General features: G+C 62.0%; 26 protein-coding genes. 9 read left to right on the forward strand and 17 right to left on the reverse strand.

The window, feature by feature from the left end; translation table 11 throughout:
- Positions 1-100: 100 nt before the first annotated feature.
- The 3 genes from K6N12_RS10750 to K6N12_RS10760 all read left to right on the forward strand — a co-directional run bounded on the left by K6N12_RS10750 (position 101) and on the right by K6N12_RS10760 (position 2,806).
- The gene (locus K6N12_RS10750) at positions 101-586 is read left to right on the forward strand and encodes a response regulator (RefSeq protein WP_097626857.1); all 486 of its coding nucleotides are present in this window, start codon (positions 101-103) and stop codon (positions 584-586) included.
- Between the two features lie 353 nt (positions 587-939).
- Complete coding sequence (gene recO / locus K6N12_RS10755; protein WP_097626859.1) at positions 940-1,710, forward strand: DNA repair protein RecO; 771 nt, start codon at positions 940-942, stop codon at positions 1,708-1,710.
- 100 nt (positions 1,711-1,810) lie between these two features.
- Positions 1,811-2,806: an aldo/keto reductase gene (locus K6N12_RS10760; protein ID WP_097626861.1), complete on the forward strand. Its 996-nt coding sequence runs from the start codon at positions 1,811-1,813 to the stop codon at positions 2,804-2,806.
- A 101-nt stretch (positions 2,807-2,907) separates the two neighbouring features.
- On the opposite strand, the gene K6N12_RS10765 is transcribed toward K6N12_RS10760, so the two are convergent.
- The 3 genes from K6N12_RS10765 to K6N12_RS10775 all read right to left on the reverse strand — a co-directional run bounded on the left by K6N12_RS10765 (position 2,908) and on the right by K6N12_RS10775 (position 6,470).
- The gene (locus tag K6N12_RS10765) at positions 2,908-3,765 is read right to left on the reverse strand and encodes an MOSC domain-containing protein (protein ID WP_097626863.1); all 858 of its coding nucleotides are present in this window, start codon (positions 3,763-3,765) and stop codon (positions 2,908-2,910) included.
- Between the two features lie 9 nt (positions 3,766-3,774).
- The gene (locus K6N12_RS10770) at positions 3,775-4,419 is read right to left on the reverse strand and encodes an HD domain-containing protein (protein WP_097626865.1); all 645 of its coding nucleotides are present in this window, start codon (positions 4,417-4,419) and stop codon (positions 3,775-3,777) included.
- Between the two features lie 155 nt (positions 4,420-4,574).
- Positions 4,575-6,470 carry a putative bifunctional diguanylate cyclase/phosphodiesterase gene (locus tag K6N12_RS10775; RefSeq protein WP_097626867.1) on the reverse strand — a complete coding sequence of 632 codons (1,896 nt, stop codon included), beginning with the start codon at positions 6,468-6,470 and terminating at the stop codon, positions 4,575-4,577.
- A 422-nt stretch (positions 6,471-6,892) separates the two neighbouring features.
- Between K6N12_RS10775 and K6N12_RS10780 the strand changes: the two genes are divergently transcribed.
- A complete protein-coding gene (locus tag K6N12_RS10780) occupies positions 6,893-7,234 on the forward strand; it encodes a hypothetical protein (RefSeq protein WP_179867135.1) in 342 nt (113 codons plus the stop codon).
- Positions 7,235-7,416: 182 nt separating this feature from the next.
- Complete coding sequence (locus K6N12_RS10785) at positions 7,417-7,932, forward strand: superoxide dismutase family protein (RefSeq protein ID WP_097626871.1); 516 nt, start codon at positions 7,417-7,419, stop codon at positions 7,930-7,932.
- Between the two features lie 29 nt (positions 7,933-7,961).
- On the opposite strand, the gene K6N12_RS10790 is transcribed toward K6N12_RS10785, so the two are convergent.
- From K6N12_RS10790 to K6N12_RS10825, 8 genes are all read right to left on the reverse strand, one after another.
- Entirely contained in the window at positions 7,962-8,843 is an 882-nt protein-coding gene (locus K6N12_RS10790) for a mechanosensitive ion channel family protein (RefSeq protein ID WP_097626873.1), read from the reverse strand.
- Positions 8,844-8,895: 52 nt separating this feature from the next.
- A complete protein-coding gene (locus tag K6N12_RS10795) occupies positions 8,896-9,426 on the reverse strand; it encodes a tyrosine phosphatase family protein (RefSeq protein WP_097626875.1) in 531 nt (176 codons plus the stop codon).
- Positions 9,423-10,031, reverse strand: a complete 609-nt coding sequence (locus K6N12_RS10800; protein ID WP_097626877.1) for a YfbR-like 5'-deoxynucleotidase — start codon at positions 10,029-10,031, stop codon at positions 9,423-9,425. The genes K6N12_RS10795 and K6N12_RS10800 overlap by 4 nt, the downstream gene beginning before the upstream one ends.
- Positions 10,028-10,918 (reverse strand): CAF17-like 4Fe-4S cluster assembly/insertion protein YgfZ, encoded by an 891-nt coding sequence (gene ygfZ, locus K6N12_RS10805; RefSeq protein ID WP_097626879.1) that lies wholly within the window; start codon positions 10,916-10,918, stop codon positions 10,028-10,030. The genes K6N12_RS10800 and ygfZ overlap by 4 nt, the downstream gene beginning before the upstream one ends.
- Positions 10,919-11,024: 106 nt before the next feature.
- Positions 11,025-11,783 (reverse strand): hypothetical protein, encoded by a 759-nt coding sequence (locus tag K6N12_RS10810; RefSeq protein ID WP_097626881.1) that lies wholly within the window; start codon positions 11,781-11,783, stop codon positions 11,025-11,027.
- Between the two features lie 18 nt (positions 11,784-11,801).
- Positions 11,802-12,059 carry a hypothetical protein gene (locus K6N12_RS10815; protein ID WP_003578293.1) on the reverse strand — a complete coding sequence of 86 codons (258 nt, stop codon included), beginning with the start codon at positions 12,057-12,059 and terminating at the stop codon, positions 11,802-11,804.
- A gap of 103 nt (positions 12,060-12,162) precedes the next feature.
- A complete protein-coding gene (locus K6N12_RS10820) occupies positions 12,163-12,609 on the reverse strand; it encodes a TIGR02301 family protein (protein ID WP_097627272.1) in 447 nt (148 codons plus the stop codon).
- A gap of 125 nt (positions 12,610-12,734) precedes the next feature.
- On the reverse strand, positions 12,735-13,169 hold the full coding sequence (locus tag K6N12_RS10825; RefSeq protein ID WP_097626883.1) for an NUDIX hydrolase: 435 nt from the start codon (positions 13,167-13,169) through the stop codon (positions 12,735-12,737).
- 78 nt (positions 13,170-13,247) lie between these two features.
- Here K6N12_RS10825 and K6N12_RS10830 point away from each other — a divergent pair, with 78 nt between their 5' ends.
- Together K6N12_RS10830 and K6N12_RS10835 are read left to right on the forward strand one after the other, a co-directional pair.
- The gene (locus tag K6N12_RS10830; RefSeq protein ID WP_097626885.1) at positions 13,248-13,568 is read left to right on the forward strand and encodes a YnfA family protein; all 321 of its coding nucleotides are present in this window, start codon (positions 13,248-13,250) and stop codon (positions 13,566-13,568) included.
- A 39-nt stretch (positions 13,569-13,607) separates the two neighbouring features.
- The gene (locus K6N12_RS10835) at positions 13,608-14,372 is read left to right on the forward strand and encodes an SOS response-associated peptidase (RefSeq protein ID WP_097626887.1); all 765 of its coding nucleotides are present in this window, start codon (positions 13,608-13,610) and stop codon (positions 14,370-14,372) included.
- A 36-nt stretch (positions 14,373-14,408) separates the two neighbouring features.
- On the opposite strand, the gene K6N12_RS10840 is transcribed toward K6N12_RS10835, so the two are convergent.
- The 5 genes from K6N12_RS10840 to K6N12_RS10860 form a co-directional block, all read right to left on the reverse strand.
- A complete protein-coding gene (locus K6N12_RS10840; protein ID WP_003587549.1) occupies positions 14,409-14,555 on the reverse strand; it encodes a hypothetical protein in 147 nt (48 codons plus the stop codon).
- Between the two features lie 277 nt (positions 14,556-14,832).
- Complete coding sequence (gene pssA, locus K6N12_RS10845) at positions 14,833-15,678, reverse strand: CDP-diacylglycerol--serine O-phosphatidyltransferase (RefSeq protein WP_003587548.1); 846 nt, start codon at positions 15,676-15,678, stop codon at positions 14,833-14,835.
- A 123-nt stretch (positions 15,679-15,801) separates the two neighbouring features.
- Positions 15,802-16,650, reverse strand: coding sequence for a phosphatidylserine decarboxylase (locus K6N12_RS10850; protein WP_312865347.1), 849 nt, complete (start codon positions 16,648-16,650; stop codon positions 15,802-15,804).
- The gene (locus K6N12_RS10855) at positions 16,634-18,511 is read right to left on the reverse strand and encodes an ABCB family ABC transporter ATP-binding protein/permease (protein WP_097626891.1); all 1,878 of its coding nucleotides are present in this window, start codon (positions 18,509-18,511) and stop codon (positions 16,634-16,636) included. Before K6N12_RS10855 ends, K6N12_RS10850 begins: the two co-directional genes overlap by 17 nt.
- A gap of 302 nt (positions 18,512-18,813) precedes the next feature.
- A complete protein-coding gene (locus tag K6N12_RS10860; RefSeq protein WP_097626893.1) occupies positions 18,814-20,865 on the reverse strand; it encodes a LysM peptidoglycan-binding domain-containing protein in 2,052 nt (683 codons plus the stop codon).
- A gap of 154 nt (positions 20,866-21,019) precedes the next feature.
- Here K6N12_RS10860 and K6N12_RS10865 point away from each other — a divergent pair, with 154 nt between their 5' ends.
- Positions 21,020-21,643 carry an LOG family protein gene (locus K6N12_RS10865; RefSeq protein ID WP_097626895.1) on the forward strand — a complete coding sequence of 208 codons (624 nt, stop codon included), beginning with the start codon at positions 21,020-21,022 and terminating at the stop codon, positions 21,641-21,643.
- A 31-nt stretch (positions 21,644-21,674) separates the two neighbouring features.
- Here the strand turns inward: K6N12_RS10865 and rarD are convergent, their stop codons facing one another.
- The gene (gene rarD, locus K6N12_RS10870; protein ID WP_097626897.1) at positions 21,675-22,589 is read right to left on the reverse strand and encodes an EamA family transporter RarD; all 915 of its coding nucleotides are present in this window, start codon (positions 22,587-22,589) and stop codon (positions 21,675-21,677) included.
- 300 nt (positions 22,590-22,889) lie between these two features.
- Between rarD and K6N12_RS10875 the strand changes: the two genes are divergently transcribed.
- Positions 22,890-23,369, forward strand: coding sequence for a GNAT family N-acetyltransferase (locus K6N12_RS10875; RefSeq protein WP_097626899.1), 480 nt, complete (start codon positions 22,890-22,892; stop codon positions 23,367-23,369).
- Positions 23,370-23,379 lie beyond the last annotated feature (10 nt).

Below are 23,379 nucleotides of genomic sequence, written 5' to 3' on the forward strand. Positions count from 1 at the left end.
TCCCGGCCTTATGTCTTTTTTAAATGCGCATTAGCATCAGGGAAAATAAGCTCGGTCGTCGTCTTTCCTCCGATTTGATTCTTATCGACCGGGCAGAAAAATGGTTCATTCAGAAATGGTGGCGGAATTCACCGACAGCGTGCCATGCGGGGCACCGGAGGGCATTGATGTTGGCGAAACAGCCGGGGCGCTGCGACTGCCGCCCGACGGAGGGCGGGCAATCATGAGCGCAATCCGTGTTCTGGTTCTTGAAGACAGCCTGATTATCGCGATGGAGGCGGAGGACATTTTGCGCCTGGCCGGCGTCGAGAATATCGATATCGTCGGCAGTGTGGAGCAGGCGAGGGCTGCCATCACTGCGGAGACCTATGATTTCGCGCTTCTCGACGTCAATCTCGGCGAGGGCATGAGCTTCGGATTTGCTCGTCATCTTCTCGATCTCGGCATTCCCTTCGGCTTTGTCAGCGGTTATTCCGATACCGGCGATTTCCCGCCGGACTTGCAGCACATTCCGCTTCTGGTGAAGCCTTTCGACGAAACGGCGATGCGTCAATTCCTGCTGAGGTTATTCCCCGCCGTTGCCTGACGCGGTCCAGGACAGCAGCTAGGCCTTTTCCATTTTCGGCATCATGTTCTAGAGCCTTTCCTGGTTAGATTGAAGCATTCTGCCGGAGCAGGTTTTCGTCAGGGCAGAGGCGATTGGCGACGGGCCTACCTCTTGGTACGGCCGAGCCGATCGCCTCTGATCCTGGCGGAAAGATGCCCGGCCCTTCGGGTTGGCTGAAACGGGCCGGCTGATCGACCGGCCGGCTTGGCCGTAAAGCCGGGCTACGACGCGCCGGCCGGTCGACCATCCGACTCCGTTTGAGCCAACAGAATGCTTCAATCTAACCGGGAAAGGCTCTAGGATGGATTCGTCAGCCGCAAGGACTTCTTTCGATGCAGTGGCAGGATCAGGCGATCATCCTGGGCGTCAAGCGCCACGGCGAGACGAGTGTCATCGCCGAGGTGATGACGCGCGATCGCGGCCGCCATCTTGGCCTGGTGCGCTCCGGCCGGTCGCGCGCCATGCAGCCGGTGCTGCAGGCCGGCAATGCCGTGGAGGTTATCTGGCGCGCCAGGTTGGACGAACATCTCGGCGAATTCCGCGTCGAACCGGTGACGTTGCGCGCCGCCCGCCTGATGGAAACGGCGACCGCCGTCTACGGCGTTCAGGCGATGGGCGCGCTGCTGCGGCTGCTGCCGGAGCGTGATCCGCATCCGCATCTCTTCGAAGCGCTGGAGGTCATCCTCGATCACCTGCACAACCCGGCCGATGCCGGCGAGCTCTTCGTGCGTTTCGAACTGGCGGTGCTGAACGATCTCGGCTTCGGCCTCGATCTCGCCGAATGCGCCGCGACCGGCGCCCGTTCCGATCTCGTCTATGTCTCGCCCAAATCCGGCCGCGCCGTCAGCCGCAGCGCCGGTGCCCCCTGGGCTGACAAGATGCTGCTCCTGCCACCGTTTCTCGGTATCGAAGGCAATCGTGCGGCCGACTTCGATAGTCTCACGGCCGCGTTCCGTCTGACCGGGTTCTTTTTGCATCGCCACGTCTATGAACCACGCGGCATCGAAGCCGCAGCAGCCCGCGACGGCTTCGTTCAGGCGGCGCTCAAGGCGCTCAATCCAGCCTTGCGGACGCTTTCCGGTCCGAATGATATTTCCGCCTGACTTCGGTTTTTTACCGGTGCAAAACATCCTCCGGATTTGGCGGTTTACCCGCATGGGAGCCCTTCCTATGTCTGGAGGACTGCCAGCCAAGGAGGATCCCATGCTGACCAAGACCGCAACACCGAAGACGATCACGCTCTGGAACGGCCGCGAAATTCCGCGTCTCGGCATGGGATGCTGGGCGATCGGCGGCCCCTTCTTTGCCGGTGACACGCCGCTCGGCTGGGGCGAGGTCGACGACGATGAATCCGTCGAAGCGATCCGCCGCGCCATCGAACTCGGCATCCGCTTCTTCGATACAGCCTCGAATTACGGCGCCGGCCATTCCGAAGAAGTGCTCGGCCGGGCGATCGGCAATCGCGACGATATTGTCGTCGCCACCAAGTTCGGCTTCGCCACCGACCCGCAAACCAAGCAGGCAACTGGCGCCTTCGCCGATGAGGCCTTCATCCGCCGTTCGGTCGAGACCTCGCTGCGCAGCCTCAGGCGCGACCGCCTCGATCTCCTGCAATTCCACATCAATGATTTTCCGTTGGAACAATCCGATGCCGTCTTCGACGTGCTGGAGGCGCTGCGCGCCGAAGGCAAGATCGGCGCATTCGGCTGGAGCACCGATTCTCCCGATCGCGCCGCCCGCCATGCCGGCCGCCAGGGCTATGTCTCGGTGCAGCATACGATGAACGTCTTTGAGCCGGTGCCGGAGATGATCGCGGTGATCGAAAGGCAGGGGCTGATCTCTATTAATCGTGGTCCGTTGGCCATGGGGCTCCTGACCGGCAAGTTTACCGCCGACAAGGCAGTGGGCGCCAAGGATGTACGCGGCGCGGCCCTCGACTGGATGGTCTACTTCAAGGACGGGCGCATGGCCCCGGAATTCGCCGCAAGGCTCGACGCCGTCCGCGATCTCCTGACCTCGGGTGGCCGCACGCTGACGCAAGGGGCGCTCGCCTGGCTCTGGGCAAAATCGCCGCGCACACTGCCTATTCCAGGCTTCCGCACGTTCGCCCAGGTGGAGGAAAATGTCGGGGCGCTGGAAAAGGGACCGCTGCCGGCGGATATCATGGCGGCGATCGACGCCGCACTCGGGCATCAGTGAGAGGCGGCGACAATCCCCCACGCTTCCTCGTTCCTGTGACGAGCACAGGAATGGGGGAGAACGTTGCAGCGCGTGCGGAAGAAAGCCTTCCGCAATTCGACCTACCGCCGTGCACGAACCTTCAACGCCCAGCCCTCAGGCCTTTCCTCGACGACGCGCACGGTGTCACCGATCGTGATCCTGCCGTTGGCGCGCGGGGTGACGTTCCAGCCGAAGAGCGGGCCGGGCACACGCCGGTCGGCCGACATGCGGATGCGGCCCATTGATGGCATCGGGTTGGGTACCTCGCGTGAACCGGTCAACTGGTCCTGCGTCGTCATGATGCAGCGCGAGCAGGGTTTGACGAGATCGAAGCGGATGCCGGCAATCTCGATCGCCGCCCAGCGGTCCTCCGGCCAGGCCTCGTCGATATCGATGACGATGTTCGGACGGAAACGTTCCATGCCAACGCTGCCTTCGCCATGGGCCGCGAGGTCGGCGTTCAACGCTTTCAGCGAGCCGGTTGTCGTCACCAGGATCTGATAGCCGTCGGTAAAGGTTACGGGCGTACCTTCACCGGCCCATTCGGCATTCGCCGTGCGCCTTGCCTGGCCGTCGAAGAAGACCAGCCGCACCTCGCGGCCGAGCCATTCGGAAAGCAACCGGTTGCTTTCGGGATCGGCGACGGCGGCACTGACGGTCGATTTCCACACGCTCACATCCATGCGGCTTTCAGGCCGAGGCGGCGGCACCGATATGTCCTGCCTTCCCTGCATCAGCAGCCGAAAAGCGCCGGGCTCCGGCCGGACCTCGATGCGCGCAAGGTCCGGCAATTCGCGCTGGGTGATGAAGTGTCCGTTGGGATCAGTGATCATTGCCCGCCGGTCGCCGGGAAGCCCATAGGCGTCGATGTCGGTCGAAGGCAGGGCAATGCCGCGGGCACTTTTGAGGGGATAGATGAAGAGGTCGCTGATACGCATGCCGTTCTCCTAGATCTCGTCCATGAATGCCTGGAGAAAGTCGCGCAGGCTTTTGTCGCGCGCGGCCGCCAACCTGCGGCCGGTCTCGGTCTGGAACCCGTCCGCCAGTTTGAACAGCTTCGTCCGGAAATGGTCAATGGCATACCGCTTGTCGTCGAGCGGGCGATCCGCTGCCGCCGGGTCGAACGGATCGTAGAGCCCGGATCCCAGTCGCCCGGCAATATAGAAGCAGCGTGCGGCGCCGACCATGCCGATCGCATCCAGCCGATCGGCATCCTGCAAGATCTTTGCCTCCAGCGTCTGCGGCGCCACCCCGGCCGAGAAACTATGCGCGGTGATGGCGTGAGCCGCAGCGTCGATATCCGCCTGATTCCAGCCGAGTTCTGCCAAGATCGCCGAAGCCTTCTGCGCCGCCAAAGCCGATGCCTGTGCCCGCAGCGGCGAATTCTTCTCTACGGCAACGCAGTCGTGTAGCAGCACGGAGGCGGCAAGAATTCGCCCGTCGCCGCCTTCGCTAGCATGGATGCGCATGGCGTTCCGGAAGACGCGCAGGATATGGGCAAGATCGTGCGAGCCGTCGTCGCCATCGGCCGCATGGGCGATCAGCGCCGCGGCGAGCGTTTCATGAGGAGAGAAGGCTTCGGCCTCGACCATTGCGCCACCTGTTTATGAGGAGGATTGTCTTCCGTCGATAGAGCATCGGAGCGGAAGCGGATTCGGGATCTCGGTCGAAGCACGCGACAACGAAGGCTCGGGGACCGTTGCCGATTATGTAGCCGCTTGCCGTGCGAGTCGCAATTGAAGCTGGCTCAGTGGCTCGGCAGAGGTGTCGCGCCGCCGTTTCTCGGCAGGGAAAGAAGATGGGGCACGTCAAGCGCGGGTCTCGGCCGGCTGATGTGATAGCCCTGGATCTCGTCGCATTCCTCGCATTCGAGCAGCGCCAGCTGCTCGGCCGTCTCGACGCCTTCGACGGTGACGCGCATGCCGAGCGCGTCACCGAGCAGAATGATCGCGTGCATGATCGCATGTGCTTCCTTGTTGTCGACGATGTCGTTGACGAAGGATTTGTCGATCTTGATCTTGTCGAAGGGGAAGCTTGAGAGATAGCTCAGCGAGGAGTAGCCGGTGCCGAAATCGTCCATAGAGATGCGGATGCCGCGCTCCTTCAGCGCATGCAGGATCGGCAGCACTTCGCCGAGATTTTCCATCAGCACGCTTTCGGTGATTTCGAGCTCGAGCCGCAGCGGCGACAATGAGGCGGTCGCCAGCGCTTCGCCGACATCCCTGGTCAGGTCGCTGCTGCTGAACTGCGTCGCCGAAACGTTGACGGCGACTTTGATGTCTTCAGGCCATTCTGCCGCATCGCTGCAGGCCCGGCGCAAAACCCAGCGGCCGATATCGACGATGAGGCCGACCTCTTCGGCGAACGGAATGAAATCTATCGGCGCAACACGGCCGCGGATCGGATGGTTCCAGCGGATCAGCGCCTCGAAGCCGCAGATGCGCCGCTGCGAAAGGTCGTAGAGCGGCTGGTAATGCAGCTCGAATTCTTCCTTCTCGATGGCTGCTCTGAGGTCCGCCTCCAGCGCGTGGCGCAGTTGCATCTGCGCTTCCATCTCGCCGGCGAAGAAACGCTCGCGCTTGCGCCCGTCCGATTTGGCATGCGACAGCGCCACGCCGGCATGTTTCAGCAGGATATCGGTTTCATCGCCATCCCCCGGGGCGACTGCGATCCCCATCGAGACGCTGAGCTCCATCTGTTTTTCGCCGTGCAGGAATGGCTCGGAAAGCTCGCGGCGGATCTGCTCGGCCAGCGCCGTTACGTTCCACGGCTGCTGTCTGCCGGTCTGCAGGATGGCGAATTCGTCCGAACCCAGCCGCGCCAGGGTGTTTTCCGAACCGGCCGATGCCCGGATGCGCGCGGCGACCTGCTGCAGGATCGTGTCGCCGGCGGACACGCCCATCAAGTTGTTGATCGATTTGAACCGGTCGAGGTTGAGGTGAATGAGGGCGATCTGCTCGTCCGGTTTGCGCTCTGCGAGTGCCGCATCGACCTGCTGGCGGAAATGGATGCGGTTCGGAAGACCGGTCAGCGGATCGTGGTGGGCGAGATAGGTGATGCGCTCAGCCGCCTTTCGATCCTCGGTAATATCGGCATGAATGGCGATGTTGCTGCCGTCGGCAAGGATAGTCACCATGCTCTGGATGACGCGGCCATCGTCCATCAGCCATTCGCGCCGACGAATACCGCTGCTTTTTACGGCTGCGGAGGAATGTCGCCCGGCTCGCCGGCCGGGCTTGGCGCTGGCGCCTTCCGCACCGCGCATTTTGTCGATGAGATCGGCGATTGTCACGCCTGGAGTGACATCGGCCTGCGTCAGGCCGAAAAGCTGACTGAAGCGAATGTTGGAAAGTGTCAGCCGCTGATCTGCGTCGAAGACGCTGAGACCGAGTGGCAGGTTGTTGAGGATGATTTCGAAGAGCCTCTGCTGTCCGTCGAATGCCTGCCTGAGGGCTGACATATTGCCTCTCAGCGCATGGTTGTCCCTTAGCAGCGTTTCCGCGCTTCTTTCGATCTCGTCATAGTCGCTTTCGTGGACACGATAGGTCGCGATGACAAGCTCCATAAGACGCTGTGCATCCACCGATCCATCGGCGGTGACGGCCTGGCTGCATTGCTGCCAGAAGAGCGCCTCAGCTTTCATGGCGAGGCCTCTGCAGGGCGGGCGCGACGGCCATGGCCGTCATTTGATGGACGTACATCATCGCGTTGAAAACTCTTCCAAAAGTGGCCATTAAATTGATTTCTCATAAACTAAACGTCCAGGTGGTATCTAGTGTCGCTCATTCTGGACGGGCGGGATTAATATTCGGTTGCAGTGCAGCAGCGGCTTCGCGTCGTTAGGCATTTGTTTTATATGTGAAAAATCGCTGAAATACCGCAAAGCCTCTTCGCTTGGCGCAGGCGGATGCTCAGCCTCAGGCCAGTCCGTTAACCGTTGTCAATCATCGTTAATGAGAAGTTAACAACTTATTGACGCACCGCGCAAATCAGTTTAACCAGCGAGTCATTCAATGATTGTCCACGTTCGTATTGCGTACAAACACCACCGGCAAAAGGCGGTGAATGGAGGTTTGTATGACCAGCACCACATCCGTTTCCGATACGTCATATGCATATCTGGCGACACTCTCGCGGCTTGATGCCAATGGCGATGGTGTACTCAGCCGTGGCGAGCGTGCCGCTGATGAGAAGCCCGGCATCATCAAGGAACTCCTGGAAGAGGACAACACCAGCGAGACGCAGCCGAAATTTTCCGGCAGCCTGATTGCGCTGATGATGGACTCGCGTGACAGCAGCATCGGCGTCCCTTATCCGTTGCAGCAGACGGCGCCGACGACCGGCGATCAACCGGACGATCTCTACCGCAACACTTACGGCCAGTTCGACTTCAGCGCCGTCGCCTGAGCCGCTCCCGAATCGGGTCATCTGCAAGCCGGCCGTTGGCCGGCTTTTTTCGTCTCGCACTCCCCGCGAATAGCGCCACTTCCATGTGATAGAGCCTCCTGTCGGACACACGGCGCTCCAAATGAGGAACACCTTCCGGGTTGATACGTTCAGAAGGACAACCGGACGGAAGGATATCTCCCATGAAACCCATGTGCATCATCGCCGCCCTGAGCCTGCTTGCCGTTGCATTGCCGGCGGGTGCCCAGGACAAGCAGACCGCGGTTGCCAATTTCGTCGGCAAGGACGGCAAGGAAGATGGCCGCGCGCAGCTGACGGCTGCCGCCACCGGCGGTGTGCTGATCGAGCTCGAGATATCGGGACTGCCGGCGAACAAATGGGTGGCCTTCCATGTTCATGAGACCGGCCGATGCGACGCCGCGACCCATCACGAGTCGGCCGGCGGTCACTTCAACCCTGAGAAGGCCGAGCATGGCATCCTTGCCGCCAAGGGGCCGCATGCCGGCGATATGCCCAATCAATATGTCGGGCAGGACGGCGTGCTGAGGGCGCAGGTCTTCGACAGCATGGTCACGCTTGATGGCAAGACCGACGGCATTCGCGGCCGCGCATTGATGGTGCACGCCAATTCGGATGACTATCGCAGCCAGCCCTCGGGTGATGCCGGGGAAAGACTGTCCTGCGGCGTCATTCAATAGTCTGCTGCATAAGTTCCTGGATCAATGTCTCATTGCCGCCTCAGTGCTGCCTTTTCGGCGGCCGCCCTGCCGTTGGACATCTCTGCCGGTGCGGCGTTCGGCGCATCCGGCGACGCGGCCGGATTGTTCTCGTCGAAGGCAAGCTTTACCCGTTTTGCCATGTCCCGGCTGACCGTCCACCAGTCACCGGTCTTCGCCCAGTATCGCAGCGTCACGAAGATCGCGCCGTCGCCGAGGCCGTCGATGAAGACGCTCGGTTCCGGTGACTTCAGCACCCGGGAATCGGCTTTGGCAAGGCCCATCAATGTTTCCATCGACCGATCGATGTCATCCTCCACCTTGATCTTCAGCTCGTTCCGCCGCGTCGCCTCGCGGCTGAAATTGGTAATCGGCGTATTCCAGAGCGTCGAATTCGGCGCCAACCGGTAGAGCCCGTCGGCGGTCCTGAGTTCGGTCGCAAACAGCCCTATTTCGCGCACCGTGCCGGCCACGCTGCTGGTCTCGATATATTCTCCGACCCGGAACGGCCTGAGGATCAGCAGCATGATGCCGGCGGCGATATTCTGCAGCGTTCCCTGCAGCGCCAGTCCGATTGCCAGGCCGGCTGCGCCGAGGGCCGCGATGATCGAGGCTGTCTGGACGCCGAACTGGCCGAGCACGGTGATGAACACCAGGATGAGCAACGCGTATCGCAGCACATTGGTGAAGAATCGCGCCAGCGTCTCGTCGATGCCATGGACGCGCGACAGGCCTTCATAGGCCCAGCGGCTGGCAAAACCGGCAAGCGCCCAGCCGAGAACCAGCAGGATTACGGCCCCGAGGACGGAGAAGGAATATTGCACTGCAAGCGCGCTCGCCTGGCTAAGCGCCGTTTGCGTGGCAAGAAGGACGTCGGCTGCCTGTTGTTGCATGATCTGGCCTCTTCTACGTGGTCGGGGCTAGATGGGGCAGATGGCGGCAGCGTCAACCGCAGGCGGGCGCTGCGATTGCAAGCACGAAGGGCGCGTTGCCGTCGGCATCCGCACCGCGTCCGATCGCCCGCACTGCCGCAACAAGCCGGCCGCTACGGTTAAGCAGCGCGTCGCCGATCTCGATCAGCCGGGCATTCGGCGTCGCGAAAGGCGAGGCCGCCCGCAGCCGACGGGCAAGCGTTTCCTCACTCTGATCCGGTGCAAGTGACAGTGCGGCGATCAGGGCTGCTGCCGGCGAGCGCGACACGCCCATCCAGCAATGGATGAGCAGCGGCGTCTCCTGCCGCCACGACGCGGCAAAGTCGATAATCCCCTGCACATGCGTTTCGTCGGGCGCCACCAGACCGCCGGTGCCCTTGAAGGTGATGTCGTTCATCGCAAGCGTCAGATGACGGTCGGCCACGATCACGCCCGGCCGATGAAAGGCCTGCTCCTTGGCGATCAGGCTGATCATGTCGCGCGCCTTGTGGCGCACCGCCATCTCCGCGATGCGCGACAGCGGCGACACGATGATGAAGCTCACGAGACCATCTCCCGCGCGGTCTCGATCGCCGCAAAGCGCTCACAGAACAGCCGCTGCGCTTCGATCGCCGGCAGCGGATCGATCATCAGCATCTCCCTGCTGATGCCGCGCGGCTGGCCGAAGAACTTCTGTGCCTCGGCAGGTGTGAAGCCGGCGAGCACCGTCGCCTCGAAATAGGCGGCGATCGTATCGGCTTTCTTGATTCGGTCCTTGAGGTCGCGCGAGGGATGCGGCGGCAGGCCGAAGCGCAGGTGCACGGCGGCCTCCAGCCGCTTTTCCACCGTCTTGTAGCCGCCGCCGACCACCGATTTGAACGGCGAGATCATATCGCCGATCACATATTCGGGTGCGTCATGCAGCAGCGCCATCAGGCACTCCTGCGGGGACGCATCATTGACGCGGCGGAAAATGTCTTCGACGACGAGGCTGTGCTGTGCCACCGAAAAAGCATGATCGCCCGATGTCTGGCCGTTCCAGCGGGCGACACGCGCCAGCCCATGGGCAATGTCGATCAGTTCCACATCGAGCGGCGAGGGGTCGAGCAGGTCGAGCCTTCGCCCGGACAACATGCGTTGCCAGGCACGCGGAGCTTTCGTGGTCGTCACGCGCTGGCCTCGTCGGCGCTGGTGGGAAAGACAAGGCCGGACCATTGCGGCAGGACGAGGGAAACGGGTGTTTGCCCGGCGAGCAGCGGCGTGCCGGCGGCCATTGCTGCGCCGGCGCGGTCGATGCGCACAATCGCCAATCCATGGTCGCCTTCGACCGAACCGAGTGTTCCGACAGGCTTGCCGGCGGCGGAGATCTCCGTCCCGGTCTCCGGCAGAGCCGTTGCAGCGGACACTGTGACAACGCGCCGGCGCGCGGTGCCGCGGTGCTGCATCCGCGAAACGACCTCCTGGCCGACATAACAGCCTTTCCTGAAGGACAGACCGCCATTGAAATCCATCAGCACGTCGTGCGGAAAGGCATCCTGCAGGGCGAAGTCCGATCCTGACGTGACGATGCCGTGGGTGATGCGCAGCGCATCGTAGAGCAATTCTTCACCGTCGCCGTGTTTGCCGGGCTGACGGATCAACGCGACGCCAGCCTTGGCGAAGCGACTATCCCGGACGCCCTGGCTGTCCCGGACGCCCTGGCTGTCCCGGACGCCCCGGCTGTCCCGAACGCCCTCGGCATCTTCGTCCCAGGAAACGGTGACCCCATCTTCGGTGCGCGGCGTGAGCGTGACGGCAGCGCGCAGCTTGTACATCGTCAGCCGCTTCAGCAGGCCATCGCGCTGGCCGGCATCCGTTTCGATCGTATAGCCGTTGCCCTCCTGCCAGATCATGAAGTCGAACAGAATCTTGCCCTGCGGCGTCAGCAGTGCCCCGGGCCGCGCCTCGTCGGCCTCAAGCGAGATGATATCGGTGGTGATCAGGTTCTGCAGGAAGGATTGGGCTTCCGCGCCGCTGATGGAGAGAAGTGAGCGGTCTTTCAGGAATACGGCTGGCATGGCGGAACCTGTCGCGTTGGTTATCGCTCAGAGGTATGTCTTCATGAGGTGGATCGCAAGCGTCCCACCGAAAGGCGAAACGCGAAAGGCGCAAGCGTTGTGGGCGTCAATCGCCCGCCGTGAAGAATTTCCATTTGCCCTGAGGGGTAATGCCGAGGCGGTAGAAATTATAGCCGCCGAACTCCTGCATGTCGGAAAGATCGCCGGCCGTGACGATTCGCAGCAACTCGACACGCTCCGGCGGCGTCAGCGACTTCAGGTCCTTTTCGGCGAAATAGGGCCAGACATACATCTCGTCTGCCGTACCCTGGCCGACATGCACGAAGCCGGTCGAGACGATGTCGAGCATGATGGCGAGGATCTCGTCTCCATCGGGATCGCCCGAAAGATCCTTCAGCGTGCCGATCGGATCGTCCGTGGGCTCGCCCACAGTCACCTGTGTCTGCTCGGTGCCGGTGCCCATCAGCGGCCGCAAGCGTTCGAGATCGCCGGAGGCGGCCGCCTCGACGATCTGCTCGCGCATCTTGCGAACCGGCTCGGGCACCTTGCTGATGTCGTAGATCACTTCGGCGGGCTTGGAAGCATCCTGGGCGCCCGGCGTCTTGTCGACACCCTGATTGTTCTGGCTGTTGACCAGTGGATCGGCCATGGGAACACTGGGAGCGGTGCCACTCTGCGGCTGGCTCTGCCCCTGAGCGCTTCCCGGTGCAGCCGGCGCGTCGTTGGCCGCCTGGCCAGGGATCTTGTGCAGTTCGGAAAGCGCGTAGGCTGCCGGGGCAAGGAAAATATTGCCGGCGGCGAGGCTGAACGCAAGCAGCACCGGCGCGAGCGGAATTCGCGAAATTTTCTCTTTACCGGTATGCATCAAACTCTCTGAAAATAATTATTGCAGGGTGCGGTTCGCGGAGAATTCGCCGGCAAGCATGCGTTCACGCAGCGAATCCAGCAAGGCTTCGGCGCTGCTTTCCCCGTGCAATCTGATCGTCTCGCGCAGGGCATGCGCAATAGCGGCATCAGCGATGATCTCAGGCTCGATTCCGTCGGCCATGCCGTCGGCCCAAGCCTCGTTCTGGTACTCCAGAGCCGCCTGCATCTTCTCGTGGACGATCATGTCGTCGATCTCGTTGAGGCTTGCTTCCATTGTCTTTTCCTCAGAACTTCTCATGTCTTACTGCACCGTTAACAACACTAACAGCCTTTTCCCAAAACGACACGTCCACATGCGAAAACAGGTTAATTAAACGTCAATTTCCAAAACGCGAGGTAATTTCTGTGGCGAGTGTTGCACCTTCGTTACGGTAGCGCTCTTCTGCCACGATGGCCGCCGCGGTGCAATCGGTATAGACGGAGGCGAAGGCGCGGTAGCCGCGATTGAAGGCCGCGGTCAGTTTTTCCCTACGCTGCGGCTCGTTGCCGGTCTCCGAATCGAGCAGCTGCTGCATGCCGTTTCGCCACTCGTCGCCGCCTGCCGCCTTGCAGAGCGTTCTCAAATAATGCACCGAGCCCAACACCTCGGCCAGCCGTGCCAGTTTGTCGTCATAGGGCACCGTCACCGCAGGCGGCGGCGTAATCTCCTCCTCCCGTGGAGGCGGCGCGTTCTTACCCTGCGCCATGGTGGGGCCGGCGAGCACGAGCAGGGACAGGAAAACGCGTCGAACGGGAATCATGCTCCCAGTTGATACGTTGAGCATGACGGCAACAAGGCGGACCTTGAGAGTTTCCACTCCTATTCGCCGCAAGCCAGAGCATGCTGCCGAAAGTGTCAGCGGTTTCTTTTGACATCATGCTCTAATTTTATTTCAGAATAAGATTCAGATTATAGGCCGGTCGGCCTGAAATCATCCTGTTCTAGCCGTTCTGCGCATTCGAGCACACTCTGCGGCACCGGCAGCCGCCGGATTTCCTCAACCGTATACCAGCCGAGCGCCGCCGCATCGTCGGCGGCCTCAGCCACCAGCTCCCGATCCGCCTCGACGCGGAAGACCGACAGGAAGAAGTGGCTGCTGAGGCTGCCATCGGCGGCATGGGTCTTCAGGTCATAGGTCGAAAACAGCTGCGGATTGCGCACCGAAATGCCCGTTTCCTCACGGAATTCGCGCAACGCCGTTTGCTCCGGCGTCTCGCCCGGTTCGGCGCGGCCGCCCGGAAACGCATACATATCGGCAGAAGGCGGATTGCGCCGCAACACCAGAAGGAATCGTCCGTCGCGTTCGAGAATGGCGGAGGAGGCGGCTTTGGCGGTGGAGATCATGAGATGGCTCTTGCTGTGATGACCCATCCTACCCGATGAATACTGCCGAAGAAATGCGAAGGCGCGAGAGGTGCTTCCGTGACCTACATCATTTATGCCGTTGCCGCCGTCTTCGAGATTGCCGGCTGCTTCGCCTTCTGGGCGTGGCTGAGACTTGGAAAGCCAATCTCGTGGCTGGCCCCGGGAATGGTCTCGCTGGCGCTTTTTGCCTGGCTTCTGACTCTGGTGCCGAGCGAGGCCGCCGGCCGCACTTTCGCGGCCTATGGCGGCATCTATATCGCCGCCTCACTGCTCTGGCTCTGGCTGGTCGAAAGCCGCGTGCCTGATCGCTACGATATCGGCGGGGCGCTGGTCTGCCTTGCCGGAACGAGCATTATCCTCTTTGGGCCGAGAGGCTGACGCCTTGACCGGACTCAAGCCGGGTGCAAAGACAAGCCGATGTGTGGACGTTTCGCCCTGACAAGCTCCAGCGCCAACCTGCGCGAATTTTTCTCCGGTGTCGATCTCGATGAGTTTCCGGCGCGCTATAACATCGCGCCGACGCAGCCGATCCTCGTCATCATAGCAGGCGAGGGCCGGCAGCAGGGCAGCAACCTGGCCGACCGCCGCGCCGTGCTCGTGCGGTGGGGTCTCACCCCGGCCTGGGTCAAGGATCCGAGGGACTTCCCGCTGTTGATCAACGCCCGCTCCGAGACCGCGATCGGCAAGGCCTCCTTCCGGGCGGCCATGCGTCATCGCCGCATACTTATCCCGGCCACCGGCTTTTATGAATGGCATCGCCCGTCCAAGGAAAGCGGAGAGCGGCCGCAGGCCTATTGGATCAGGCCGCGTAAGGGCGGGGTCGTCGCTTTTGCCGGGCTGATGGAGACATGGTCCTCGGCGGATGGTTCCGAGGTCGATACCGGCGCGATCCTGACGACACCGGCCAATTCGGGCATGTCGGCGATCCACGATCGCATGCCCGTCATTATCAAGCCGGAAGATTTTTCGCGCTGGCTGGATTGCAAGACCCAGGAACCGCGCGAGGTGGTCGACCTGATGCGGCCGGTTCAGGACGATTTTTTCGAGGCCGTCCCGGTCTCCGACAAAGTCAACAAGGTCGCCAATATGGGGCCCGACCTGCAGCAGCCGGTCGTCGTCGAAAAGCCGCTGAAGGCCCCCGAGAAGCAGAGGCCTGACGACGGTCAGCTTAGTTTCTTCTGAATACTATCTGCCGCTTTTCGTTAGTCGCACGGGCGCTCAAGCGGATTTCTTGACGCTGGTCGGCTTGTGTTTCGCCATCAGCGATGCCGCCGCAACAGCCTTGAGGCCGACAGGGCGATAGTTGGCGGCGAGATCGGGCTTGGCCGTCTGCTGTTCGCCGCTACTGCTCTTCTTCGAAGTCACGATACTCTCCTTACGTGTTTCTTCCCGGGGTATTTTGTATTTTGAAGTTTGGTCACCAATAGCGACAAAACGGGGACGCAGCTTATCAGGATTTGTAAACGCGCACCATAATTCGCGAGGCTTAACTGAAGCCTACGTTGGTTAATACTTACTGAAGAGAGCGGTTCCAATAAAACTGCGCAGCCGTTTTTCCGGGGAAAAAGCGCGCAACAGTTTTCCCGGGAATGCGAAGAGACGCATTCCCATCACTCCGAAAAAATCAGGAAATGCGTCCGCCTCAGATGTGACGGCCGATGTCGTCGTCGCCGACGCCGGGTTCCTCGATCGTCAGCGTTCCATATTTCCGGCGCCATTTCCGCGCGCCGAAGGGAAGCGATATGAGATAGGCGGCAACGGTGAAGACCATCACCTCCCAGGTGTAGCTCATCAGCAGAGCCACATAGAGCACGACGCCGAGCATCATCGGCAGCACGAGATCGCGCCGCAGCCGGTTGCCTTCCGATTTGCCCGACCAGACCGGCAGCCGGCTGATCAGCAGGAAGGCGATGACGACGGTATAGATCGACGAGACATAGGCGAAGGTGCGGTCCGTCGCCAGGCCCAGGAAGCCGAGATAGACCGGCAGCAGCACCAGCATGGCGCCAGCCGGCGCCGGTACGCCGACGAAATATTCCGATTGCCAGCTCGCCTTGTTCTCGCGTTCGGCCATGACGTTGAAGCGGGCAAGCCGAAGCCCGGCGGCAATCGCGTAGATCAAAGCCGCGATCCACCCGAGCGAGCGCGCCTGATCGAGCGCGAAGACATAGACGACGAGGGCAGGTGCGACGCCGAAATTGACGATATCGGCAAGCGAATCCATCTGAGCGCCGAACTTCGAGGTTGCCTTCATCAGCCGGGCCACGCGCCCGTCAATGCCGTCGAGGAAGGCGGCGACCAGCACCATGGAGACGGCGAGCTCGTAACGGTTCTCGAAAGCCAGCCGAATGCCGGTCAGCCCGGCGCAGATTGCCAGAATGGTGATGAGGTTCGGAAAGACGAGACGGAGCGGGATTTCGCGCAGACGCGGGCCGCGGGCGGAATCATCCGGACCGTTGGGCTCGAAAGGCGGAAAGGGCGTTTCCATATCGCGTTCCAATCTGAACCTGGAGCATGTCGCGCAAAAGTGTGCAGCGGTTTTGCGACAACGACATGCGTAAAAACAAAGGGCTAAAGCGCGAGGAGCGAATCTGAAAGATCGCGACGCGCCTTAACTGCGGCGGCTGATGATGGGACCCTTGGCGGAGGCGAATTCGGCAATCACAGTTTCCCCGGCAATCGCCACCTGGCCGAGCGAGACGCGCGGCGCGGCACCGGCGGGCAGGAACACGTCGAGCCGAGAGCCGAAACGGATCAGCCCGAAGCGCTCGCCGGCATCCACCGGTTCGTTGGGATTTGCCCAGCAGAGGATGCGCCGCGCCACGAGGCCGGCGATCTGTACGACGCCGATCTGGCCGTGGCGGGTTTCGATCACCAGCCCGTTGCGCTCGTTGTCCTCGCTCGCCTTGTCGAGTTCGGCATTGACGAAGCTGCCGGAGCGGTAATTGATGCTGACGATACGCCCGCGCATCGGCGCCCGGTTCACATGGCAATTGAAGACGTTCATGAACACCGAGATGCGCAGCATCGGCTCGGAGCCGAGGTCGAGCTCGGCCGGCGGGGTCACCATCTGGATCGCCGAGACCTTGCCGTCGGCGGGAGAGATCACCAGATCGTCGTCCTGCGGGGTCACGCGTTCGGGATCACGGAAGAAATAGGCGCACCACAGCGTGAAGATCATGCCGATCCAGAAGAGCGGCTTGAAGATCCAGCCCAGGATCAGCGACGCAACAAAGAAGGCGGCAACGAAGGGATAACCCTCCTTATGCACGGGGACGATCGTGTTGCGAACCGTGTTGAACAGGCTCATGCTGCCGGTCTCCTTGCGTTGTCGTTTTTTGCTGGTTAGCGAAAAACCGTCTCCGGGGCAATGCTGTGGCCCCGGACGTGGTTCCGACGCCGGAGTTCTGAACAACAAAAGCTTGGGCCTTGTCGCTCCCGGCTCAGCTTGCCGGGGCAAGCCGCGTGATCACCCCCAGGTCGTCGCTTTCGCGCACCTGCTTCAGATGTTCCTCTGCCTGTGTCGCCTCGCGCTGCCGGTTCCACATCGAGGCGTAGAGACCGTTCCGCTCGAGCAGGGCGGCATGCGTTCCGCGCTCGGCGATCTCGCCGCTTTTGAGCACGATGATTTCATCGGCGCCGATCACCGTCGATAGTCGGTGGGCGATCACCAGCGTCGTGCGGTTCTTCGAAACCACGTCGAGCGCCGTCTGGATTTCTCGTTCCGTCGTCGTGTCGAGCGCCGACGTCGCCTCGTCGAGGATCAGGATCGGCGGTGCCTTGAGAATGGTGCGGGCGATCGCCACCCGCTGCTTCTCGCCGCCCGAAAGCTTCAGCCCGCGCTCCCCGACCTTGGTCTCGAACCCTTCGGGCAGCATTTCGATGAAATGGGCGATCTGCGCCACCTCGGCTGCCGCGAAGACCTCGCCGTCGCTCGCCGATGTGCGGCCGTAGCGGATGTTGTAAGCGACGGTGTCATTGAAGAGCACGGTATCCTGCGGCACCATGCCGATCACCGAGCGCAAGCTTTTCTGTGTGACTTTGCGGATGTCCTGGCCGTCGACGGTGATCGCTCCGCTCTGGATATCGTAGAAACGATAGAGCAGCCGCGACAGCGTCGACTTGCCGGCTCCCGAAGGACCGACGACGGCAACCGTCTTGCCGGCCGGCACCTCGAAGGAAATGCCCTTCAGGATCGGACGGGCGGGGTCGTAGGAAAAGTGCACGTCCCTGAAGGCGATCGCGCCCTGGCCGATCCGAAGATCGACCGCATCGGGCGCGTCCTTGACCTCGGCCTGGACCTCCAGGAGGTCGAACATCTGCTCGATATCGGTCAAGCCTTGACGGATTTCGCGGTAGACGAAGCCGATGAAGTTGAGCGGCGCGGAAAGCTGCAGCAGCATCGAATTGACGAAAACGAAATCGCCGACCGTCTGTTCGCCGCGCTGCACGGCGAGTGCCGACAGCACCAGCATGATCGTCGTGCCGATGCCGAAGATCACACCCTGGCCGAAGTTCAGCCAGCCGAGCGATGTCCAGACATCGGTCGCCGCCTTCTCGTAGCGTTCCATCGATTTGTCAAAGCGTTTTGCCTCCATCTCTTCGTTGCCGAAATATTTGACGGTCTCGAAATTGAGGAGGGAGTCGATCGCCTTGGTGTTGGCGTCGGTATCGCTGTCGTTCATCGACCGTCGAATGGCGATGCGCCAGTCGGATGCGCGGATCGTGAACCAGATATAGGCCCAGACAGTAAAGGCGGTGACGGCGAGATAGGAGAAGCCGTAACCCCACCAGAAGATCGCCGCCGTCAGCAGGAATTCGATGACGGTCGGGACCGAATTGAGGATCGTGAAACGCACGATCGTCTCGATGCCCTTGGTGCCGCGCTCGATGATGCGCGACAGGCCGCCGGTCTTGCGCTCCAGATGGAAGCGCAGCGACAGTTCATGCATATGCACGAAAGTCCTGTAGGCGAGCTGGCGCACCGCATGCTGCCCGACGCTGGCAAACAGCGCGTCGCGCAGCTGGTTGAGGCCGAGCTGGATCAGGCGGGTGATGTTGTAGGCGATCACCAGGGCGATGGCGCCGGCTAGCAGCGGCGGCACCGAGCCGGCGAGATCCATCCTGCCGTTCAGCGCATCGGTCGACCACTTGAAGAAATAGGGAACGAGCAGCAGCACGAACTTGGAAATCAGCAGGAAGACCGAAGCCCAGACGACGCGCATCTTGAGGTCGGGTCGGCCGGCCGGCCACATAAAGGGCCAGAGGTTGAGAAGTGTCTGCAGCAGGTTGGATTCCGAGACTGTCTTGCCGTTTGCCATGCTTGTCTCCAGCCCGGATGGGCTTGCGGCGATTGCCGCGCTTCGATGCCGGCAAGAGCGCGGAACCGGAATATGCCCGAAGCGCTTCCCCGCCACCGCCAGATAGGATGCCGGGCGGATGAATACAACAAGTGCGGGGTTCAGGAAAAGAGAGGCCGGGCGGTTATCCCGCCCGGCCTCGTTACGGTGTTTGGCGCTTAAAGCATGTCGCGCAAAAGTGTGCAGCGGGTGGTTTGCGGCAACGACATGCGAAAACAAAGAGCTAAAGCGCGGGGAGCGAATCTGAAAGATCGCGACGCGCTTTAGAGGTGTCGGTTGGACAGGCGTTTGCGGTGCAGTTCCTCGGCGTTCGGCAGTACATCCTTCGGCAGACCGAAGATCTGGCCGGGGCGGATGCGATCCGGATCGACGATCTTGTCCTCGTTGGCGATGTAGATCGTCGTGTAACGAACGCCGAGCCCATAGGTGCGGCGCGAAATCTGCCACAGTGTGTCGCCGCGGCGGATGATCACCGCCGCGTTGTTTGCCGTCAGCGGCGCCTGTTCGATCGTCTTCGGCTGGTTGCCTGCCGCGTCGGTTGCACCAGGCGCCGCCGGTGCCGCCGGTGCGGGGGACGCGGAGAGGCCGGCGATGATCGCCCCCAGGCCGTCGAGGCCTGCGCCGACGGATTTTGCATCCTTCGGCAGGCCCTGCAGCATCTTCAAGGCGCTTGTCGCGGTCTGCGAGGCGGCGCCGGACGATTGCTTGAACGTGTCGGGCGCATCGGATCCCGGCCGGAAATCTGCGACCGAGCGCAATGCGAATTCGGTTGCCGAGCGCGCCGCCGCAAGCTGTTCGGCGCCGGGCAGCTTGCCATCGGCAAACAGCCCCTTCAGCAGGCCGAAGGCCTTGCCGACTTCGGCCTTGCGCTTGCCGAGTTCGCCTTCGTCGAGCGGCACCATCGAGGAGGCGCCATTTGCGTCGGCTGGGACGGATTGCGCCGCGACCCTGACCTGGTCGCCGGCCGGGCGATTGAAATTCACCGCTGCACGCACGATCACCTTGCCGGCGGGATCGACGACATCGACGCGGATCTTGTGGTCGCCGACCGAGAGCGCCACCACGCCGTCGATAACGAAATGGCCATCGGAGCCGGCGGTGTCCTGGCCGACAAGGCTGTCGTCGGCGTAACCGAGGACCTTGGCGTTGGCGCGCGCCGTGCCGGCAATGAAAATCTTGTTGCCCTCGATTTCGACGGCGTTGACCATCACATCGGGCGCATTCGACTTGTCGGGTGCGGCGGTGCCGGGAACGGCGGGGGCCGTCGCTAGGCCGCCGGAGGCGGCGTCGGTTAGGTTGGGCGTCTGCAGCGCCAGCTCGCCGGTTGGCGCAACGGTCGCAGCAGGCGCAGCCGAACCTGCGCCCGTTGCTGGCTTGTCTGTTGGCGGCGCCATCGGGTTGGAGGCATCGGCGACTTCGGTGCCGGCCTTCGGCGCGGTGATGATGCGGCTCGCCGCGCCGGGTTTGGAGACCATGGCGAGCAGATTGGCGCCGTTGCCGTCCTTCGGTACGGAGATGGTCGCAACCTCTTCGGAAAGCGTGCTCTTGCCGTCCTTGCCGGTAAACTTCAGCACCAGCTGGTGGTCGCCCGCCGCAAGCGGATCGTCGAGAACGGCGGCGAAATCGCCGCTGGCATCGACATTGGCTGTCGTCACGACCTTTTCGCCGTCAAGCACTTCGAGCTTGCCGTTCGGTTCGGCGGAGCCGGCGATCACCGTCGAGCCATCGGGCTCGACGCGCAGGACGTCGAATGCGGGAAGCTTCGGGCCGGCATTCGCCGCAGCCGTGCTCGCCGCAGGCTCAGGCGCACCGGTCAGCGCAGCCTCGGCCTTGGCGATCGCGGCAAGCGCTTCGGTAATGTTCTCCGGTAGCGACTGGACAATGGCGAGCGCCTTCGTGCCGCCATCCTTCGCCTTGACGGCAAGTGCCTGGGTCGCCGGATCGAGCCCCTCGGGGATTGCGAAACCGGCAAGCGCGCTCAGCGCATCGACGGCCTTCGTCTTGGCAGCGGTGAAGACGTCGTCGGCGGGGCCCTTGCCGTCGGCAAACAGTGCCTTGAGTTCGGTAAGCGACACGCTCGCATTGGCCGATAGGCGACCCACCTTATCGGCGACGCCGGCCGCGTCGGCCACGGCCGAGCGCGATGTTTTTGCCGACTCGTTAACCGTGTCCTTGAGCTCCGTGCTCGCCTGGTTGATGGCGTCGCCGACCTTGGCTGCATCGCCGCCAATGCGCGGCATGACGAAAAATACCATCAGTAGGATTGCGATTACGAGCACTGCAAGGGCCAGCAAGCCGGCACGGTTCTTCATCATTATGTCTCCCCAGGCGGCAATTTGCCGTAGTAACCGAAATTGCTAGCGATTCCCGTTGCTTTGCACAAGCATTCAAAGCAATTCGGCAAGCTAGGTAGGCTGCTTTCCAGTCAATTTTCTTGACTGCATTGAAATGGAATAGTTGTTTGCCTCTATGACCGAACAATCTGTATCGATTCGATCCATCTGCGTTTACTGCGGCTCAAGGCCGGGACGCGATCCTTCCCACATGGCGGCCGGGCGTGCTCTCGGACGAGAGATCGCCGAATACGGCCTGCGCCTCGTCTATGGCGGGGGTACCAAAGGCATCATGGGCGCGGTTGCCAGCGGCGCGCTTTCAGGCGGCGGCCAGGTCACGGGCATCATCCCCGAATTCCTGATCGATATGGAAGCGACTCGCCACTCGCTCGGTCAACTTAACGAACTTATTGTAACCCCTGACATGCATGCGCGCAAACATACGATGTTCGAGCGTTCCGATGCTTTCGTCGCGCTGCCCGGCGGCATCGGTACACTGGAGGAGATCGTCGAGATCATGACCTGGGCGCAGCTCGGCCGCCATGAAAAGCCGATGGTCTTTGCCAACGTCGACGGTTTCTGGGATCCGATGATGGAGCTGATGCGCCACATGACAGAAGAGGGCTTCCTGCACACCGCTCATCGGGTGCAGCCGCTTGTCGTCGATGAGATCTCCGGCATCATTCCGGCAATCATGGCTCAGGCAGCCCAGCTCGCCGCTGATCGTAACGGCGAGGATGAAGTGATCTCGAAAATGTAGGCGAGGGGCCGGCGTCTCCGGCGCCCGCCGTTCAGCGCCCGCGGCTTCCCTTCAGCATCGACCAGCTATAGAGGAACAGCCCCGCCCAGATCAGTGGAAAGGCGATCATGCGCGCCGTGCCGAGCGGCTCGTGAAAGATGAAGACGGCGATCAGGAAGATCATCGTCGGCGCGATATACTGCATGATGCCGATCGTCGACAGCTTCAGCAGCTTGGCGCCATTGGCATAGATCATCAGCGGCACGGCGGTGATGACGCCGCAGCCGAGCAGCAGCGTCGTGTCGGCAAGGCCGGTGCGGTAGAGATGGCCCTGGCCGCTGCCGAATTCGAGATAAAGGATATAGAGCAGGGCAGGGCCGCTGAGGATCAGCACTTCGAGGAAAAAGCCCTGGTTCGGCCCGAGCGGCAGCGTCTTGCGCAGCAAGGCATAGAAACCCCAGCTGATTGCCAGCGTCAGCGCCACCCACGGAATGCCGCCGCTGTCGAATGCGAGAATGGCGACGGCAAGTGCTGCCAGCGCGATCGCCGCGATCTGCAGCGGCTGCAGCTTTTCCTTCAGCAGCACCGCGCCGAGGAAGATGCTGAACAGCGGATTGATGAAATAGCCGAGTGCTGCGTCGAGCGAATGGCCGGCGCCGATCGCCCAGACATAGGTGCCCCAGTTGACGGTGATCAGCGACGCCGTCAGCGCCGCCATCGCCAGCATACGCGGCGAGCGCAGCGCCGTGGCGATATCCGCCGTGCGCCCGAGCACGATCAGCACGATGCCGGCCAGCGGCAGCGACCAGACGATGCGGTGGGCGATCACCTCGGCCGGCGAGATATGCGCCACCGCCTTCATGTAGATCGGCAGGAAGCCCCAGAGCAGATAGGCCGTCAGCGCGAAGGCAAAACCGCGCGGACTGTCTTCGTTCTTGGCCAGGGGAACGGATGCATCGGTCGACATCGGGGTGTTTCCATCTTTGTTCTGCTTCTGATCCGGCCTAGCTTAAGCGCCGTGAATAGGCCAATTCATTTCGTTGAATAAAGGCTAAGAGGATTTGAAGCGGATGGGAGAAGAATGAACGGATGATAGCGGCAAAGGCTGATATCGGTCTCCAAAAATCCGAATCCTGTTCCAGACTGCCGCGAGCGGGCGACAGGTGGACCAATCGAGGGAACCCCGCTGATGATCTGCGCATTCAGTTGACAGGCCCGGCAGGTTCTTTCATCTGGAACGCCAAGCGCCAGACCAGGAGCCTCTCACATGACCCTTACCTTACGCCCTGCAACGCCTTCAGACGCGGCAACGATCCTGCGATTTGTCCGCGAATTGGCCGATTATGAAAAGGCGATCCACGAGGTCGAGGCGACCGAGGAAAGCACGCGTGCGGCGATCTTCGGGGACGGTTCAGTCACGCATGCGCTGATCTGCGAACGCGAGGGTCAAGCCATCGGCATCGCGGTCTATTTCTTCAACTATTCGACCTGGCAAGCGAAGAACGGTCTTTATCTAGAGGATCTCTACGTAACGCCGGACGCGCGCGGTTCGGGCGCGGGCAAGGCGCTGCTGCGGCGCCTGGCGCAGATCGCGCTGGAGAAGGGTTGCGGCCGCTTCGAATGGAGCGTGCTCGACTGGAACGAACCCTCGATCCGTGTCTACGAGGCGATTGGCGCGGAGCCGCAGAAGGAATGGATCCGCTATAGGATGGCGGGCGAGACGCTGGCGGCGTTTGCCCGCGGTTAGCCGAACCGGC

Origin of the sequence: Rhizobium redzepovicii (genome assembly GCF_019793435.1) — a bacterium.
GTDB lineage: Bacteria > Pseudomonadota > Alphaproteobacteria > Rhizobiales > Rhizobiaceae > Rhizobium > Rhizobium redzepovicii.